The sequence below is a fragment of the Shimwellia blattae DSM 4481 = NBRC 105725 genome (genome assembly GCF_000262305.1).
Lineage (GTDB): Bacteria > Pseudomonadota > Gammaproteobacteria > Enterobacterales > Enterobacteriaceae > Shimwellia > Shimwellia blattae.
The window spans coordinates 1331166-1349270 of sequence record NC_017910.1 but is presented as its reverse complement, the minus strand read 5'-3'; the positions used below and the strand labels follow the sequence as shown (position 1 = coordinate 1349270).

The 18105-nt window shown below is 59.7% G+C and carries 13 protein-coding genes; 8 read left to right on the top strand and 5 right to left on the bottom strand.

Translation table 11 applies throughout. The features are described from left to right. The first annotated feature begins 202 nt into the window (after window positions 1-202). The 3 genes from nrdA (at window position 203) to yfaE (ending at window position 3955) form a co-directional block, all read left to right on the top strand. Window positions 203-2488 (top strand): class 1a ribonucleoside-diphosphate reductase subunit alpha, encoded by a 2286-nt coding sequence (nrdA, locus tag EBL_RS06250; RefSeq protein WP_002439816.1) that lies wholly within the window; start codon window positions 203-205, stop codon window positions 2486-2488. Between the two features lie 71 nt (window positions 2489-2559). Further along, window positions 2560-3690, top strand: a complete 1131-nt coding sequence (gene nrdB / locus EBL_RS06245) for a class Ia ribonucleoside-diphosphate reductase subunit beta (RefSeq protein WP_002439815.1) — start codon at window positions 2560-2562, stop codon at window positions 3688-3690. 4 nt (window positions 3691-3694) lie between these two features. Next, window positions 3695-3955, top strand: a complete 261-nt coding sequence (gene yfaE / locus EBL_RS06240) for a class I ribonucleotide reductase maintenance protein YfaE (protein ID WP_002439814.1) — start codon at window positions 3695-3697, stop codon at window positions 3953-3955. Window positions 3956-3958: 3 nt separating this feature from the next. Here yfaE and pdxR read toward each other — a convergent pair whose 3' ends face one another. After that, entirely contained in the window at window positions 3959-5413 is a 1455-nt protein-coding gene (gene pdxR / locus EBL_RS06235; RefSeq protein ID WP_002439813.1) for a MocR-like pyridoxine biosynthesis transcription factor PdxR, read from the bottom strand. Between the two features lie 103 nt (window positions 5414-5516). Between pdxR and EBL_RS06230 the strand changes: the two genes are divergently transcribed. Continuing rightward, window positions 5517-6233, top strand: coding sequence for a GNAT family N-acetyltransferase (locus tag EBL_RS06230; RefSeq protein WP_002439812.1), 717 nt, complete (start codon window positions 5517-5519; stop codon window positions 6231-6233). Window positions 6234-6275: 42 nt separating this feature from the next. Here the strand turns inward: EBL_RS06230 and inaA are convergent, their stop codons facing one another. Both inaA and glpT read right to left on the bottom strand, forming a co-directional pair. Next, window positions 6276-6926, bottom strand: coding sequence for a lipopolysaccharide kinase InaA (gene inaA / locus EBL_RS06225; protein ID WP_002439811.1), 651 nt, complete (start codon window positions 6924-6926; stop codon window positions 6276-6278). A 215-nt stretch (window positions 6927-7141) separates the two neighbouring features. Beyond that, window positions 7142-8494, bottom strand: coding sequence for a glycerol-3-phosphate transporter (gene glpT, locus EBL_RS06220; protein WP_002439810.1), 1353 nt, complete (start codon window positions 8492-8494; stop codon window positions 7142-7144). 261 nt (window positions 8495-8755) lie between these two features. On the opposite strand from glpT, the gene glpA reads away from it, so the two are divergent. The 3 genes from glpA to glpC are packed head-to-tail and all read left to right on the top strand — an operon-like array spanning window position 8756 to window position 12831. Next, window positions 8756-10390 (top strand): anaerobic glycerol-3-phosphate dehydrogenase subunit A, encoded by a 1635-nt coding sequence (gene glpA / locus EBL_RS06215; protein WP_002439809.1) that lies wholly within the window; start codon window positions 8756-8758, stop codon window positions 10388-10390. After that, on the top strand, window positions 10380-11648 hold the full coding sequence (gene glpB, locus EBL_RS06210; RefSeq protein WP_002439808.1) for a glycerol-3-phosphate dehydrogenase subunit GlpB: 1269 nt from the start codon (window positions 10380-10382) through the stop codon (window positions 11646-11648). The genes glpA and glpB overlap by 11 nt, the downstream gene beginning before the upstream one ends. After that, window positions 11641-12831: an anaerobic glycerol-3-phosphate dehydrogenase subunit GlpC gene (gene glpC / locus EBL_RS06205; RefSeq protein WP_174270545.1), complete on the top strand. Its 1191-nt coding sequence runs from the start codon at window positions 11641-11643 to the stop codon at window positions 12829-12831. The genes glpB and glpC overlap by 8 nt, the downstream gene beginning before the upstream one ends. 41 nt (window positions 12832-12872) lie before the next feature. On the opposite strand, the gene EBL_RS06200 is transcribed toward glpC, so the two are convergent. Continuing rightward, a complete protein-coding gene (locus EBL_RS06200) occupies window positions 12873-14069 on the bottom strand; it encodes a nicotinamide mononucleotide deamidase-related protein YfaY (RefSeq protein WP_002439806.1) in 1197 nt (398 codons plus the stop codon). A 305-nt stretch (window positions 14070-14374) separates the two neighbouring features. Between EBL_RS06200 and EBL_RS06195 the strand changes: the two genes are divergently transcribed. Then, on the top strand, window positions 14375-15826 hold the full coding sequence (locus EBL_RS06195) for a catalase (protein ID WP_373278368.1): 1452 nt from the start codon (window positions 14375-14377) through the stop codon (window positions 15824-15826). Between the two features lie 66 nt (window positions 15827-15892). Here the strand turns inward: EBL_RS06195 and fusA are convergent, their stop codons facing one another. Continuing rightward, window positions 15893-17995, bottom strand: coding sequence for an elongation factor G (fusA, locus tag EBL_RS06190; RefSeq protein WP_002439804.1), 2103 nt, complete (start codon window positions 17993-17995; stop codon window positions 15893-15895). Window positions 17996-18105: the final 110 nt, after the last annotated feature.

Sequence of the window (18105 nt, the reverse complement as noted above, 5' to 3'; positions counted from 1 at the left end):
ACCTGCCGCAACCTTAAATTAACCCCGAATGCAAGCCTTGTACTGAAAAGAATCCCGACTAGAATAACTCACCATATAGCGTTAATCGTAAAGCACACCCCCTATATATAGTATTTATCCCCAGCCTTATCCACAACATCGGTTTGGAGGATACGGCGGGTATTTCATTTTCACCGGTAATTCACGGACAGGTATAATTGGTATGAATCAGAGTCTGATGGTGACTAAGCGCAACGGAGCCACCGAGCGCATCAATCTGGATAAGATCCACCGCGTACTGGACTGGGCAGCGGAAGGTTTACACAACGTTTCCGTCTCTCAGGTTGAGCTGCGTTCACATATTCAGTTTTATGACGGTATCAGAACGTCTGACATTCACGAGACGATTATCAAAGCCGCGGCGGATCTTATCTCCCGCGAGGCGCCGGACTACCAGTACATGGCGGCGCGCCTGGCCATCTTCCACCTGCGTAAAAAAGCCTATGGTCAGTTTGAACCCCCGAAACTGTTCGATCATGTCGTCAAAATGGTTGAAATGGGGAAATATGACAAACATCTGCTGGAGGACTACACGGAAGAAGAGTTCCAGCAGATGGACAGTTTTATCGACCACTGGCGCGATATGAACTTCTCTTACGCGGCGGTAAAACAGCTGGAAGGTAAATACCTGGCCCAGAACCGGGTCACCGGTGAAATCTACGAAAGCGCCCAGTTCCTGTATATGCTGGTGGCCGCGTGCCTGTTCTCCGGCTACCCGCGCGAAACCCGTCTTGATTACGTAAAACGCTTCTATGACGCGGTCTCCACCTTTAAGATTTCGCTGCCCACGCCGATCATGTCCGGGGTGCGCACGCCAACCCGTCAGTTCAGCTCCTGCGTGCTGATTGAGTGCGGCGACAGTCTGGACTCCATTAACGCCACCTCCAGCGCCATTGTGAAATATGTCTCCCAGCGTGCCGGTATCGGTATTAACGCCGGGCGTATCCGTGCCCTGGGCAGCCCGATTCGCGGCGGGGAAGCCTTCCACACCGGGTGTATTCCGTTCTACAAACACTTCCAGACGGCAGTAAAATCCTGCTCTCAGGGGGGGGTACGCGGTGGGGCCGCAACGCTGTTCTACCCGATGTGGCACCTGGAAGTGGAAAGCCTGCTGGTGCTGAAGAACAACCGGGGTGTTGAAGGCAACCGCGTGCGCCATATGGACTACGGGGTGCAGATCAACAAACTGATGTATACCCGGCTGCTGAAAGGCGGCGATATTACCCTGTTCAGCCCGTCAGACGTTCCGGGGCTGTATGATGCGTTCTTTGCCGATCAGGATGAGTTTGAGCGCCTGTATACCCGCTATGAGCAGGACGACAGCATCCGCAAACAGCGCGTTAAAGCCGCTGAGCTGTTTTCACTGATGATGCAGGAGCGCGCCTCGACCGGGCGTATCTACATCCAGAACGTGGATCACTGCAATACCCACAGCCCGTTTGACCCGGCCATCGCCCCGGTGCGCCAGTCCAACCTGTGCCTGGAAATCGCCCTGCCCACCAAACCGCTGGAAGATGTCAACGACGAGAGCGGCGAAATCGCCCTGTGTACGCTGTCTGCGTTCAACCTTGGCGCCATCAGCAGCCTTGATGAGCTGGAAGAGCTGGCCACCCTGGCAGTACGCGCCCTGGATGCCCTGCTGGACTACCAGGACTACCCGATCCCGGCCGCCCGACGCGGTGCCATGGGCCGCCGTACCCTGGGGATAGGGGTGATTAACTTCGCCTACTACCTGGCAAAACACGGGGTGCGCTACTCAGACGGCAGCGCCAATAATCTGACCCACAAAGCCTTTGAAGCCATTCAGTATTACCTGCTGAAAGCCTCTAACGAGCTGGCGAAAGAGCAAGGGGCCTGCCCGTGGTTTAACGAAACCACCTACGCCAAAGGCGTGCTGCCCATCGACAGCTACAAAAAAGATCTCGATAACATCTGCCAGGAGCCGCTGCATTACGACTGGGAAGCCCTGCGTGAATCCATTAAAACCCATGGTCTGCGCAACTCTACCCTCTCCGCCCTGATGCCGTCTGAGACCTCATCCCAGATCTCAAACGCCACTAACGGTATTGAACCACCGCGCGGCCATATCAGTATTAAAGCCTCAAAAGACGGGATCCTGCGCCAGGTGGTGCCGGACTACGAGCAGCTCAAAGACCAGTATGAACTGCTGTGGGATATGGGTAGCAACGACGGCTACCTGCAGCTGGTGGGCATTATGCAGAAGTTTATCGACCAGGCTATTTCGGCTAACACCAACTACGATCCGGCACGTTTCCCGTCCGGCAAGGTGCCGATGCAGCAACTGCTCAAAGATTTGCTCACCGCCTATAAATTCGGGGTCAAAACCCTTTACTATCAGAACACGCGTGATGGGGCCGAAGATAACCAGGATGACCTGGTGCCCTCCATCCAGGACGACGGCTGCGAAAGCGGCGCATGCAAAATCTGATTAACCGGGCCGCCCCTGGCGGCCGCTTTATTCGGCCAGGGGAAGCCCCCTGGCGAACAGGATCTTAATTCATGTCTTACACCACCTTTTCACAGACGAAAAATGACCCGCTACAGGAACCTATGTTCTTTGGTCAGCCGGTTAACGTGGCCCGTTACGACCAGCAGAAATATGACATTTTCGAAAAGCTGATTGAAAAGCAGCTCTCCTTCTTCTGGCGTCCGGAAGAAGTGGATGTCTCCCGGGACCGTATCGATTTCCAGGCGCTGCCTGAGCACGAAAAACACATTTTCCTCAGCAACCTGAAATACCAGACCCTGCTGGACTCCATTCAGGGGCGCAGCCCGAACGTGGCGCTGTTACCGCTGATCTCCATCCCTGAGCTGGAAACCTGGGTCGAGACCTGGGCATTCTCAGAAACTATCCACTCCCGCTCTTACACCCATATCATTCGCAATATCGTTAATGATCCGGCCATCGTGTTTGACGATATCGTCACCAACGAAGAGATCCTCAAGCGCGCCAAAGACATTTCGACCTACTATGATTCGCTTATCGAAATGACCAGCTACTGGCACTTACTGGGGGAAGGCACCCACACGGTAAACGGCAAAACCGTGACCGTCAGCCTGCGCGCCCTGAAAAAGCAGCTCTACCTGTGCCTGATGAGCGTTAACGCCCTGGAAGCCATCCGCTTTTATGTCAGCTTCGCCTGCTCTTTTGCCTTTGCCGAGCGCGAACTGATGGAGGGCAACGCCAAAATCATCAAACTTATCGCCCGCGACGAAGCCCTGCACCTGACCGGCACCCAGCATATGCTGAATTTAATGCGCTCCGGCCAGGACGATCCGGAAATGGCCGAAATTGCCGCCGAATGCCAGCAGCAGTGCTATGACCTGTTCGTGATGGCGGCCCAGCAGGAAAAAGAGTGGGCAGACTACCTGTTCCGCGACGGCTCCATGATTGGCCTGAACAAAGATATTCTCTGCCAGTATGTGGAGTACATCACCAATATCCGCATGCAGGCGGTGGGGCTTGATCTGCCGTTCCAGACCCGCTCCAACCCGATCCCCTGGATCAACGCCTGGCTGGTGTCGGACAACGTCCAGGTTGCACCGCAGGAAGTGGAAGTGAGCTCCTACCTGGTAGGCCAGATCGATGCGGAAATCGACACTGACGATCTGAGTAACTTCCAGCTGTAAGCCAATGAAACATCGCATCACATTATGTCTTAGCGGCGCAGAGCTTATCTGCCAGCCAGAGGAGCACCCTTCTCTGCTGGCAGCGCTTGAGTCGCGCAATGTGCAGGTGGAGTATCAGTGCCGCTCCGGCTACTGTGGCGCCTGCCGCACCCGCCTGGTCTCTGGCGAGGTCGAGTGGCTCACCGAGCCGCTGGCGTTTATTCAGCCCGGCGAGATCCTGCCCTGCTGCTGCCGGGCACGGGGCGATATCGAAATCGGGATCTGAGCCTTAACCGGCCCGGAGCAGGCGCGCCAGCTGGCGGACAGCCCCCTCCAGCCGGGAAAACGGCCCGTTACCATAACCTATCACCAGGCCCGGCTGCACCGCGCTCCCCGGCAGGTAAAAGCGCGAAAGCGCCGCCGGGCCAGCCCCCACCGCGTGCAGTTGTTGCACCAGCGCAACGTCATCACACCCCTGGGGCAGGAGCAGCGTCAGATGCATCCCCCCGCTCCCCCCGGAGATGCGGTGTGCCACCGGGATCTCCGCCGCCAGCAGCTGGCGCAGTTGCTGCTGGCGCTCACTGTACTGGCGACGCATGGCACCGAGATGGCGGCTGTAGTACCCCCGTTCAATAAACTCAGCCAGCGTCAGCTGTGCCAGCCGGTCCCCGCCGCGCAGCAGCGGCTTTAACCACGCCACCGCCGGCATCAGCTGTGGCGGCAGCACCATAAACCCGATCCCCAGCGACGGAAACAGGGTTTTGCTGAACGTGCCCATGTAAATCACCGGCGGCTGCGCCATCATGCCCTGCATGGCCGCCACCGGATCCCCGCTGTGGCGAAACTCGCTGTCGTAGTCATCCTCAATGATCCAGCTCTGGTTGCGGCTGGCGTTATCCAGCAGCGCCAGGCGCCGGGCGGCGCTCATCACGCAGCCCAGCGGATACTGGTGAGACGGCGTAGTATAGATAAGCCGGGGCGGGGTATCGCGCCACTGGCCCGGTGTCGGGAGAATGCCCTCTTCATCCACCGCCACCGGCACCAGCGTCAGGTTGCCCGTCCGGAACGCCACCTGGGCACTGAGGTAGCCGGGGTTTTCAACCCAGGCGATATCCCCCGGGTTTGTCAGCAGCTGCACGCAGATATCCAGCGCCTGGCGGCTCCCCTGGGTGATAACCACCTGCTCCGGCGCACAGGGCACCGCCCGGGACAACGACAAATGGCGCGCCACCGCCGCCCGCAGCACCCGCTCCCCGAGTGGCGGCCCGTAGGCCAGCGCCTCCATACCCTGCTTTTGCAGGGCGTGACGGCGGCAGCGCTGCCAGTGGTTAAGCGGAAAATCATGGAGCGACGGGCAACCGGGCTGCAAAAGCAGCGGCGTCTCCCCCCGGGCCGGGTATCCCGCCAGGGCCTGCATCCGCCCGGCCAGCCGGGCAAGGGTCACGCGGCTGTCCGGCGCAGGCGGTGCGGCCCGGGGCAGTGCCAGCACCCGGGAGCCCTGGCGGTCCCGGCATAAATACCCCTCCACCACCAGTTGCTCCAGTGCGGTTTCCAGCGTATTGCGCGACACCCCGAGGGCCGCCGCCAGGCGCCGCGCCCCGGGCAGGCTACTGTGGGCCTTCAGTTGCCCGGCGACGATCGCCTGCTTGAGGCGCAGGTAGAGCGTGCGGTGGAGCGTATCATCACTCCCGCGCAGTGGCGGCTGGTCTAATAACTGGATCAATTGCTGTTCAGGAAGGTTCATAACTGCAGGCTCGTGGCACCATCATACTGGCACTATATGGCACTTTTTACCGGCCAGCAATCTGGCTAGTCTGGGGGCCTCATTATGACGTAAGGAGTTCTTCATGCCACAGTTAAACCAGTGGGGACAGCCGGTTGGCGATCCCCTGCCGGACTGGCAGCCGCGCCCGCGCCCGGGGGCTGTCACCCTTGAAGGCCGCTATTGCCGGGTGGTGCCGTTCAGCACCGGGCACGCCAGTGCCCTGTACCGGGCCTACCAGCAGGCGGCCGATCCCCGCAGCTGGACGTGGCTTTTCCAGCAGCCACCGGCCTCAGAAGCGGAGTACCAGACCCTGGCCGGGCAGATGGCCACCAGCCATGATCCGGTCTTTTATACGATTATCGCCCGGGATACAGGGCAGCCGGTGGGGACATTTTCGTTAATGCGCATCGACCAGCAAAACGGCATTGTCGAAGTGGGCCACGTTCATTTTTCACCGGCCCTGCAACGCACCCGCATGGCAACCGAAGCGCACTGGCTGCTGATGCGCTACGTTTTCGACACGCTCGGCTACCGGCGTTACGAATGGAAATGTGACAGCCTCAACCAGCCCTCCCGCCATGCGGCCACCCGGCTGGGCTTTCACGCTGAGGGGCTGTTTCGCCAGGCGCTGGTCTACAAAGGCCGCACCCGGGACACCAGCTGGTTTTCGATAATCGACAAGGAATGGCCCGGGCGCAACCAGGCATTTATGGCCTGGCTGAGCCCGGATAATTTCGATGGTGAAGGCCGCCAGCGCCAGTCACTACAGCACATAGCGCAGGCACTCGCCCGCCCGTAATCCACCAGGGCCCGCTGCCTTAACGCGCCGGGCCGCCCGGGATCACAGGGTGCGGTAGTAGGCTTTTACCTTTTCCCAGTCCTCGCGCGGGATGGGATCAAGGTATTTTTCCAGCTGGCGGAAATCGTGGCTGATGGCTTTCTCGCGGCACAGGCGGCGGCGGCTTTTTTCGAGATCAAGGAACCCGGCCTGCTCTTTACCGTCGGTACGCACATAGATATGGCGGACATAGCAGCAACCGTGCTGGCGGTTGACGCTGTGCATACCTTTAAACGCCACGGCCACCGCCCGCAGCATACTTTCGCGGATCGGCTCCGGAAACGGGGTTCTGGCGTGCTGTTCATACCAGTCGGCAATGCTGATAAACCCGTCCATATCCTCGGTGACCAGCAGTGCGCGCCATTCACCGTCGATTTTCATCGCCTTGCCGTAGACAATTTTCGGCACGATCACACCGGCTTTTTCCAGATCGCGGATAACGTCAATTTCACGCACGATAGTCGGGCGCCCGAAGGGATAGCGCAGGGAGTGAAACAGGTGGTGCGTCATACGTTTCACATACACGGTCTTGCCCTGATACTGCGTGCGCTGCACGCCACTCATTCCGCCGCGACGCTGATTCGGCTCTTCAACCCAGTCCCCTTCCGTGGCCCACCAGCGCCCGAACTCTTCAAGCTCTGTTGCAGAGGTCATAATTCACCCTATTTGATAGTTAACGCGCGCAACCACGCATAAATGATGGCGAAATACTATCAAAAAATAGCAATAACCCCTATATACATTACAGAGTTGTAAAAAATTCACAGCGCGCTCATCAGGCTCCTGAAACGCTCTCCGGGCAGGGATACCAACAAAAAAACCCCGCAGCCGGTAAAGGCCGCGGGGTCCGGTTAATACCAGCAGAAAACTTAGCTGTGCTGGCTATCAAGCTGCCGCTGATGACGGCGCTCGCCCATCATGACCACCAGCAGCAGTAATACAGCCAGTACACTGCCGCCGATCATCACCATAAAGCCCCCGTCCCAGCCGAAGATATCCACGGTGTAGCCCACAATGGCGCTGGCCGCCACCGAGCCCCCCAGGTAACCAAACAGCCCGGTAAACCCGGCGGCTGTCCCGGCCGCTTTTTTAGGCGCCAGCTCCAGCGCATGCAGACCAATCAGCATCACCGGCCCGTAAATCAGGAAGCCGATGACAATCATACAGGTCATATCAATGCCCGGATTTCCCGGCGGGTTAAGCCAGTAGACCACCGTGGCGATGGTCACCAGCGTCATAAAGAACACCCCGGTTGCCCCGCGGTTACCTTTAAATACCCGGTCAGACATCCAGCCACAGAGCAGCGTACCGGGAATGCCCGCATACTCGTACAGGAAATAGGCCCAGGAGGATTTATCAATGGCGAAATGTTTTACCTCTTTCAGATAGGTCGGCGACCAGTCGAGGATCCCGTAGCGCAGTAAATAAACAAATACGTTAGCGATGGCGATATACCACAACAGACGGTTAGGTAAGACATACTGCATAAAGATCTGTTTGGTAGTCAGCTCCTGCTCATCTTTTTCGCTGTAGTCTTCCGGGTAGTCGTTCTTGTACTCTTCAATCGGCGGCAGCCCGCAGGACTGCGGAGTATCGCGCATCAGCGCAAAGGCAAACAGCGCCACAATAATCGCCGCAAGGGCAGGCATATACAGGGCCGCATGCCAGTCATTAAACCAGTACATCCCCAGCAGGAACAGCAGCGGCGGCAACCCGCCCCCCACGTTATGGGCGCAGTTCCACACCGACACAATGCCGCCACGCTCCTTCTGGGACCACCAGTGCACCATGGTCCGGCCACAGGGCGGCCACCCCATCCCCTGGAACCAGCCGCATAAAAACAGCAGCACAAACATGGTCATAATGTCGGATGTCGCCCAGGGCACAAACCCCATAATCAGCATCACCAGCGCGGCCAGAATCAGACCGGCGGGCAGAAACACCCTGGGGTTAGAACGGTCAGAAACCGACCCCATAATAAATTTTGAGAACCCGTAAGCAATGGAAATACCGGACAGCGCAAACCCCAGATCGCCCCGGGAAAACCCCTGTTCAATCAGGTAAGGCATGGCGAGGGTAAAGTTCTTACGCACCAGATAATAGGCCGCATAGCCAAAAAAGATCCCCAGAAATATCTGCCAACGCAACCGGCGGTAATGAGGATCTATCTGGTCAGCGGGTAACCGGGCCCGGTGAGCCGCCGGTTTAAAAATACTTAACATGTAATGCCTCCTGGCTTACGGTGTCATTCAGTTACTGATAAACGAAAATTAACTTTCCTTTTCGAGCGTGATGATAGTGATACCCGCCGCCTGATGCTGTGAAACAGCACACACAATGTTAAATAACGCCCACATATTTGCAACACACGCAATTTATTAACCATTTTGTTTTCGTAAAATGCTCGTTTGTGCTCGCTATCAAACATTTTTGTGCACCATTATGCTTTACTGACACTAAGGAATTATTTGCCAGGAGGAGTTATGGCAACCCCCGGACACCAGGAAGCAGATGTAATCATTATTGGCGGCGGCGCCACCGGTGCAGGTATTGTGCGTGACTGCGCCAGGCGCGGCCTGCGCGCGATTCTGCTGGAGCGCCAGGATATCGCCACCGGCGCTACCGGCCGCAACCACGGCCTGCTGCACAGCGGCGCCCGCTATGCGGTAAACGATCCGGAATCCGCCCGGGAATGTATCCAGGAAAACCGCATCCTCAAGCGCATTGCCCGCCACTGTATTGAACCGACCGGCGGCCTGTTTATTACCCTGCCGGAAGATTCCCTCGACTGGCAGCAGCGGTTTATTGACGCCTGCGCTGCCGCAGACATTGACACCCGCCAGCTCACCCCGGAGCAGGCCCGCCTGCTGGAGCCCGCCGTTAACCCGGCGCTTATCGGGGCGGTACAGGTGCCGGACGGCACCGTCGATCCCTTTCGCCTTGCCACGGCCAATATGCTCGATGCCCGGGAGCACGGCGCAACCGTACTGACCTGGCACGCGGTCACGGGGCTTATCCGCCAGGGTGATCGGGTAACCGGGGTACATTATCTGGACTGCCGCACCGGCCAGCGCGGCCAGCTGCACGCGCCGGTGGTGGTTAACGCCGCCGGGATCTGGGGCCAGCATATTGCCGAATATGCCGATCTGCAGGTACGCATGTTCCCGGCCAAAGGCGCGCTGCTTATCCTCGGCCACCGGATCAACCAGCAGGTTATCAACCGCTGCCGCAAACCGGCAGATGCGGACATCCTGGTGCCGGGCGATACCATCTCGCTGATTGGCACCACCTCTACCCATGTTGACGACGATCAGATAGACAACACCCGGGTGACCGCCGAAGAAGTGGACGTGCTGATCCGCGAAGGGGCAAAACTCTCACCGGTGCTGGCGCAAACCCGTATTTTGCGTGCCTATGCCGGGGTGCGCCCGTTAGTCGCCAGTGACGATGACCCCACCGGGCGCAATGTCAGCCGGGGGATTGTGCTGCTGGATCACGCCAGCCGCGACGGTCTGGAAGGCTTTATCACCATTACCGGCGGCAAACTGATGACCTACCGGTTAATGGCCCAGTGGGCCACCGATGCAGTCTGCCGCAAACTGGGTAATACCACCCCCTGTGATACCGACAGCGTTCCCCTGCCCGGCTCCCGGGAAAGCAGCGAAAGCACCCTGCGTAAAGTGGTCTCCCTGCCCGCTCCGCTGCGCGGCTCTGCGGTGTATCGCCACGGGGATCGCGCCGCGGGATGGCTGCAAAACGACCGGCTGAGCAACAGCCTGGTCTGCGAGTGTGAAGCGGTCAGCGCCGCAGAAGTCCGCTATGCGGTGGAGTCACTGACGGTCACCAATCTGGTGGATTTACGCCGCCGTACCCGGGTGGGTATGGGCACCTGCCAGGGCGAACTGTGCGCCTGCCGGGCAACCGGGCTGCTACAGCGGCTACAGGTCACCACACCGACCCAGTCCATCACCCAGCTCAGCGAGTTTCTTAACGAACGCTGGAAAGGGATCCAGCCCATTGCCTGGGGCGACGCCCTGCGTGAAGCAGAGTTCACCCGCTGGGTTTATATGGGGCTGTGCGGCATGGATCAACAGGAAGGAACAGCTGATGAAATTTGATTCTCTGATTACCGGCGGCGGCCTGGCGGGGCTGGTATGCGGTATTCGCCTGGCTCAGGGCGGGAATAAAACCGTGATAGTCAGCCGTGGCCAGAGCGCACTGCACTTTGCCTCCGGCGGGCTGGATCTGCTGAACACCCTGCCGGACGACAGCCCGGTAAATGCGCTCCCCGATGCGCTGGCCCGCCTGGCAGAGCAGGCACCCCAGCACCCCTACAGCCTGCTGGGGGCAGATACCGTGACCGCCCTTGCCCGGGAAACCGAACAGTTATTTGACCAGTGCGGCCTGGCGATGCACGGGGATCTGGCCCACGCCCACCACAGCCTGACCCCGGTCGGCAAATGGCGCCGCACCTGGCTGAGCCCGCGCCACGCCTGCCGGACAATTCGCGCCGGGCAGCGGGTGACCGTTGTCGGGATCTGCGGGTTCCTCGACTTTGAACCAGCCAGCATTGTGGATACCCTCCAGCGCCAGGGCATTGCCTGCCGCCAGGCAGAGCTGACCTTGCCGGGGCTGGATCAGCTGCGCGCCAACCCCAGCGAGTTCCGCTCGGTGAATATCGCCCGGATCCTGGATAACGACGCCCAGCACAATGCCCTGCTCCACGAGCTGCACCAGCTGGCCCGGGAGTGCGATTTACTGATCCTGCCCGCCTGTCTCGGGCTGGAAAACCCGCAAATTATCGACAATTTACAGGCCAGCACCGGCTGCCAGATAGCCTGCGTGCCCACCCTGCCCCCGTCTGTGCCCGGGATCCGCATGCACCAGGTGCTGAGCGGCTATTTCCGTGCCCTCGGCGGCACCATGATGACCGGCGACGCGGTACAACAGGCCACCCCACAGCCCGGCGGCGGTTACCGCGTGACTACCCGCAACCACGGCGATATTGCCATTCAGGCGCGCCATCTGGTCCTCGCCAGCGGCAGCTTCTTCAGCAATGGTCTGATTGCCAGCCGCACCGGCGTGCGCGAACCGCTGTTTGATCTCGATGTTCTGGAGCCCGGCCCGCGCAGCCAGTGGTATGACGAGGACTTTTTCCGTCCTCAGCCCTGGCAGCAGTTTGGGGTGATAACCGACCACAACCTGCACCCGCATAAAAAAGGCGAGCTGCAAACGGATATGTTTGCCATTGGTGGTGTGCTGGGCGGGTTTGACCCGATTCGCCTTGGCTGCGGTGGCGGCGTCTCTGTGGTGACCGCACTCCACGCCGCCCACCAGATCCTCGCCCGTCAGGAGGTATCCCATGAGTCTGCATGATAGCGGCTTCGAAAACTGCATCAAATGCACAGTCTGCACCACGGTCTGCCCGGTCAGCGGCGTTAACCCCCGCTACCCGGGGCCAAAACAGGCCGGGCCCGATGGCGAACGCCTGCGGCTTAAAGATCCCGGCCTGTATGATGAAGCGCTGAAATACTGCACCAACTGCAAGCGCTGCGAAGTGGCCTGCCCTTCGGATGTCAAAATCGGCGATCTTATTCAGCGCGCCCGGGCCCAGTACGCCCCGCGCAAAGTGTCGATTCGCGATACGGTGCTCAGCCATACCGATCTGATGGGCACCCTGGCGACCCCCTTTGCCCCGCTGGTTAACGCCACCACCGGCATGAAGCCGGTGCGCAAAGTGCTGGATGCGGCCCTGAAAATTGACCACCGCCGCACCTTGCCCAAATACGCCACCGGCGGCACGTTCCGCCAGTGGTATCGCAAGCATGCCGCCGCGCAGCAGCAGTTCAGCCAGCAGGTGGCGTTTTTCCACGGCTGCTACGTGAACTACAACAATCCCCAGTTGGGGCGGGATCTGCTGAAAGTGATGAACGCCATGGGCACCGGCGTGCAGTTGCTGGATAAAGAAAAATGCTGCGGCGTACCGCTGATTGCCAACGGCTTTACTGATAAAGCCCGTAAACAGGCCCGGGTTAACGCCCGCTCCCTGGAAACGGCCATTGTGCAGCGCCAGCTACCGGTGATTGCCACCTCATCAACCTGTACCTTCACCCTGCGGGATGAATACCCCGGCGTGCTGGATGTGGACACCACACCACTGCGGGACAATATTGAGCTGGCTACCCGTTATATCTGGCGCATGCTGGAGAACGGCGCCCCGCTGAACCTGAAGCACACCCCGCTGCGCGTGGCCTACCACACCCCCTGCCATATGGAAAAGATGGGCTGGTCCATTTACACCCTTGAGCTGCTGCGGATGATCCCCGGGCTGCAGTTAATTGAGCTGGAGTCCCGCTGCTGCGGTATTGCCGGAACATACGGCTTTAAGAGTGAAAACTACCCCACCTCCCAGGCTATCGGTGCGCCCCTGTTCCGCCAGATAGAAGACAGCGGCGTGGATCTGGTAATAACCGACTGCGAAACCTGCAAATGGCAGATTGAGATGTCCACCAGCAAGCCCTGCGAACACCCGCTGAGCCTGCTGGCAAAAGCCCTCTGACGCCCCGCGCTTAACCCGGGAATACCGCCTGTAACGGGCGGTTATTCCCCGTTCAGCACCGCCTGCGGTGCCACCCATCCCCCCTGGGCCGTGAGCGGCTGCCCTTCCAGCCAGCGGCGCAACATATTGAGCGCCAGCATTGCGGCTATCTCCTGGCACAGCGCCGGGCTGTGGCGCGGGTTATCCAGCACGACGCGCATTGCGCCGCTGTGCTCACCGGTGGCAAGCGCAATATTGACGCCGTCCGCCTGCTGGCTGCTCACCACCAGCCCCGGCACCTGGTTCTGGCGGGCCAGGTTTTGTGCCCGCACCAGAGTCTGCGCCAGCGTCTCACTGCGTGCAGGCAGGATCTCGCCATGTGTAATGGCGGCCCCGGCCCGGCCAAGCTGTAAAGACAGCAAGCCGCCGGTAAACTGCTCTGCCAGCGCAAGCCCGGTGCCCCGAGCCCTGAGTAACCCGGCAACCTTCGCCGGGAGCCCATCGGTGCCTTCAAAAATCAGGCTATCGCCCGCCGCCTCCCGCACCCGGGGCCAGAGGGCGGCCATCTGGTCGCCCTGTAGCGCAGGCCCGGTCAGCTTCAGTTCAATCACCGGCATGGCGGAGCGGTAACCCATCACCACCCCTTGCGGCAGGGGCAGCGCATCCAGCTGCTGGGCAAGCTCGCTCTCTGAACGCCCGAAGGTGGTCAGGCGCAGGCACACCGGCGGCGCAGGCAGCGTAAACTGCCGGCGCAGGCGCGGCATAATTTCGTGCTCCACCATATGGCGGAATTCAGACGGCACCCCGGGGGTAAAAAACATCCAGCAGCGGTTCAGGCGCAACGCAAACCCGCAGGCGGTGCCCACCGGGTTATCAATCATTTCGCTGCCTGCCGGGATCAGCGCCTGTTTGCGGTTACTGGCTGCCATAGGCCGCCCGCGCCGGGCGAAATAGGCCTCAATCTTCGCCAGCCACTCCGGGTGCTCTTCAAGCCCCACACCGGCAGCCCGGGCAGCAGCTTCCGCACTCAGATCATCCCCGGTAGGCCCCAGGCCGCCGTTAACGATCAGGATATCCGCCTCCAGGCTGCGCTCGGTAAGCACCGCGACCAGGTCGTCTGCATTATCGCCCACCGTATTACGCCGCCACAGGGGCAGCCCCTGGTGAAAGAAATAGTCCGCCAGCCAGGCGGCATTGGTGTCCACAATCTGCCCGGAGAGCACTTCATCCCCGGTTGAAAGCATCTCCACTTTAAACATTTTTCTACTCCGTGGTGCACAGTTTCAAAACTATAACGCAACCAATTCATAAATCATCGAAAAGTAAGCCGCCGGGATTACATCCTGGCGTTATCCGCTTATGATAAATAAAACAATCCAATAATTATCATAAAGTTATATACAAAACTTTATGTTGCACTGCTGTGGGCCTTAGCGGCACTGCGGCAACCAGCAGCACCTTTGCCCCCGATGCTGGCGGCGATTTTCACGTTTGCCGGGTTATTGCGCCGCGTTAGTCAGATAACGCGGCGTCGCATGTCATATCCCTTAACGATACGGAGTAAATGATGAGTAAAAAAGGACTGACTACCGCCGCCGGGGCCCCGGTGCCCGACAACAATAACGTCGCCACTGCGGGCCCCCGGGGGCCCATGCTGCTTCAGGATGTCTGGTTCCTGGAGAAGCTGGCCCACTTTGACCGGGAAGTGATCCCCGAGCGCCGCATGCACGCCAAAGGCTCCGGCGCTTATGGCACCTTCACCGTTACCCGGGATATCAGCCACTGGACCCGGGCCGCCCTTTTCGCCCACCCGGGCAAGCAGACCCCGCTGTTTTTACGCTTCTCCACCGTTGCCGGTGAGCGGGGCGCGGCCGATGCAGAGCGCGACATTCGCGGCTTTTCGGTGAAGTTTTATACCGAGCAGGGAAACTGGGATCTGGTGGGCAACAATACGCCCATTTTCTACCTGCGCGATCCGCTGAAGTTCCCGGATCTCAACCATGTGGTAAAACGCGATCCGCGCACTAACCTGCGCAACCCGACCTACAAGTGGGATTTCTTCTCCCTGATGCCGGAAACCCTCCACCAGTTAACTATCGACTTCAGCGACCGGGGGCTGCCGCGCAGCTACCGCCATATGCACGGCTTTGGCAGCCACGCCTTCAGCTTTATTAATGCCGATAACCAGCGCTTCTGGGTGAAGTTCCACTTCAAAAGCCAGCAGGGTATCGACAACATGATGGACGACGAAGCCGCCCGCCTGGTGGCCGCCGATCGCGAAAGCGCCCAGCGGGATCTGTTTACCGCCATTGAGCAGCAAAACTTCCCGCGCTGGACCCTGTACGTGCAGGTCATGCCGGAGGCCGACGCAGGCCGCCTGCCCTACAACCCCTTCGATTTAACCAAAGTGTGGCCCCACGGGGACTATCCGCTCCATGAGGTCGGGGTGCTGGAGCTTAACCGCAACCCGGATAACTATTTTGCCGAGGTGGAACAAGTGGCAATGAACCCGGGCAATGTGGTGCCGGGGATCGGCTTCTCACCGGACAAAATGCTGCAGGGGCGGCTGTTCTCCTACGGGGATGCCCACCGCTACCGGCTGGGGGTGAACCACCACCAGATCCCGGTGAACACCCCGCGCTGCCCGTTCCATAACTACCACCGGGACGGGGCCATGCGGGTAGACGGCAACAGCGGCAATACGGTGACCTACGAGCCCAACAGCTTTGGTATCTTCCAGGAGCAGCCGGATTTCAGCGAGCCGCCATTATCCCTGGAAGGGGCCGCCGACCACTGGAACCACCGGGAAGACGGCGACTACTTCAGCCAGCCGCGGGCGCTGTTCGAATTATTAAGTGAAGAGGAGCACCAGCGGATGTTCCGGCGCATTGCGGCGGATCTGGCCTGCGTGCCTGAGCATATTGTCCAGCGTCAGATTGACCTGTTCCGCCAGGTACACCCTGACTACGGCGACGGTATCGCCCGGGCATTAGAAGCGCTGATTAGCGCCCCGTAAACCGGCCCGTAAAAAAACCGCCCCCGTTCGCTAACCGGGGCGGTTTTTTGTTAACTGGCCGGGCACTCAGCCCTTACTGCGGCTGGCGATAATCCCGTCGGCCACATTCCCGGGGGCCTGCGCATAGTGGTGAAACTCCATACTGTATGTGGCCCGCCCCTGGGACATGGAGCGCAGGGTGGTGGAGTAGCCAAACATCTCGGCCAGCGGCACGTCGGCGCGAATAATCTGGCTGCCGAAGCGCTCTTCCATCCCCTGCACCATCCCCCGGCGGGAGGACAAATCCCCCATTATATTCCCGGCGTACTCTTCGGGGGTCTCCACCTCCACATGCATGACCGGCTCAAGAATGGCCGGATCCGCCCGGCGCGCCCCTTCTTTAAACCCGAAAATCGCCGCCATGCGGAACGCCATTTCTGAGGAGTCCACATCGTGGTAGGAGCCGAACGTCAGAATCACTTTCACATCCACCACCGGATACCCGGCCAGCACACCGCTGTTCATCGCCTCGCGGACCCCTTTTTCAACCGACGGGATATACTCCCGGGGCACCACCCCGCCTTTGGTGGCATCTTCAAAGATAAAACCACCGCCGGGGGGCAGAGGCTCCAGGGTCAGCACCACATGACCATACTGGCCTTTACCGCCGGACTGGCGGACAAACTTGCCCTCCACATCTTTGACCGTCTTACGCAGGGTCTCCCGGTAGGTGACCTGCGGGCGGCCAATGTTCGCCTCCACCCCGAATTCGCGTTTCATCCGGTCAACAATAATGTCCAGGTGCAGCTCCCCCATCCCGGAAATAATGGTCTGGCCGGACTCTTCATCGGTTTGCAGGCGGAACGACGGATCTTCCGAGGCCAGACGCTGGAGCGCGATGCCCATTTTCTCCTGATCCGCTTTGGTTTTCGGCTCAATGGCCAGTGAGATAACCGGCTCGGGGAACTCCATACGCTCCAGGGTGATCACCGCATCAGGATCGCTCAGCGTGTCACCGGTGGAGACATCTTTCAGCCCCACGCAGGCGGCGATATCCCCGGCGCGCAGCTCGTCCACCTCATGGCGATCGTTGGCCTGCATCAGCACAATCCGCCCGATACGCTCCTTACGGGTTTTTACCGGGTTATATACCGCATCCCCCTTTTTCAGCACCCCGGAATAGACCCGGATAAACGTCAGCTGACCCACGTAGGGGTCAGTCATCAGTTTAAACGCCAGGGCGGAGAACGGCTCATCGTCGCGGGCGTGGCGCTCGGCGGGCTGGCCTTTTTCATCCACCCCCTGGATGGCCGGAATATCCAGCGGTGAGGGCATCAGCTCGATAACCGCATCGAGCATGCGCTGCACCCCTTTGTTTTTAAACGCGCTGCCGCACAGCACCGGCTGGATCTCACCGGCAATGGTGCGCTGGCGCAGCCCGGCAATGATACCGGCGGCGTCGAGATCGCCGCTTTCCAGATAGGTGTCCATCAGGTCATCGCGGGCTTCGGCTGCGGCGGCAACCATTTTTTCCCGCCACTGGCGGGCGGTTGCCAGCAGGGCGTCCGGTACGGGCTGGTAGCTGAAGGTCATCCCCTGGGTGGCGTCGTCCCAGATAATGGCGCGCATCTTAATCAGATCCACCACCCCGGTGAAATGCTCCTCTGCGCCTATCGGGATAACTACCGGCACCGGGTTGGCCTTCAGACGGTCGATCATCATCTGCACCACCCGGAAAAAATCGGCCCCCGGGCGGTCCATCTTGTTCACAAACGCCAGGCGCGGAACATGATATTTGTTTGCCTGGCGCCACACGGTTTCGGACTGGGGCTGTACGCCCCCCACGGAGTCGTACACCATCACGGCGCCATCCAGCACCCGCATGGAGCGCTCCACCTCGATGGTGAAATCCACATGCCCGGGGGTATCGATGATGTTGATCCGGTGCGGCTCCATATCTCTGTCCATCCCGGACCAGAAGCAGCTTACCGCCGCCGAGGTGATGGTTATTCCGCGCTCCTGCTCCTGTGCCATCCAGTCGGTGGTTGCCGCGCCGTCGTGAACTTCACCCAGCTTGTGGCTCATGCCGGTGTAAAACAGGATGCGTTCGGTGGTGGTGGTTTTACCCGCATCAATATGTGCGGAAATCCCGATATTGCGATAACGTTCGAGGGGAATGGACCGGGGCATAATGTGTCCTTAGTCAGTTGACTGTTACTGGCGACCACTGATAACAGGAATATTATGATCGCCAGTTCCCCTGAACGAGAACACATTCGCCGGCAAAATGTCTGTTTTGC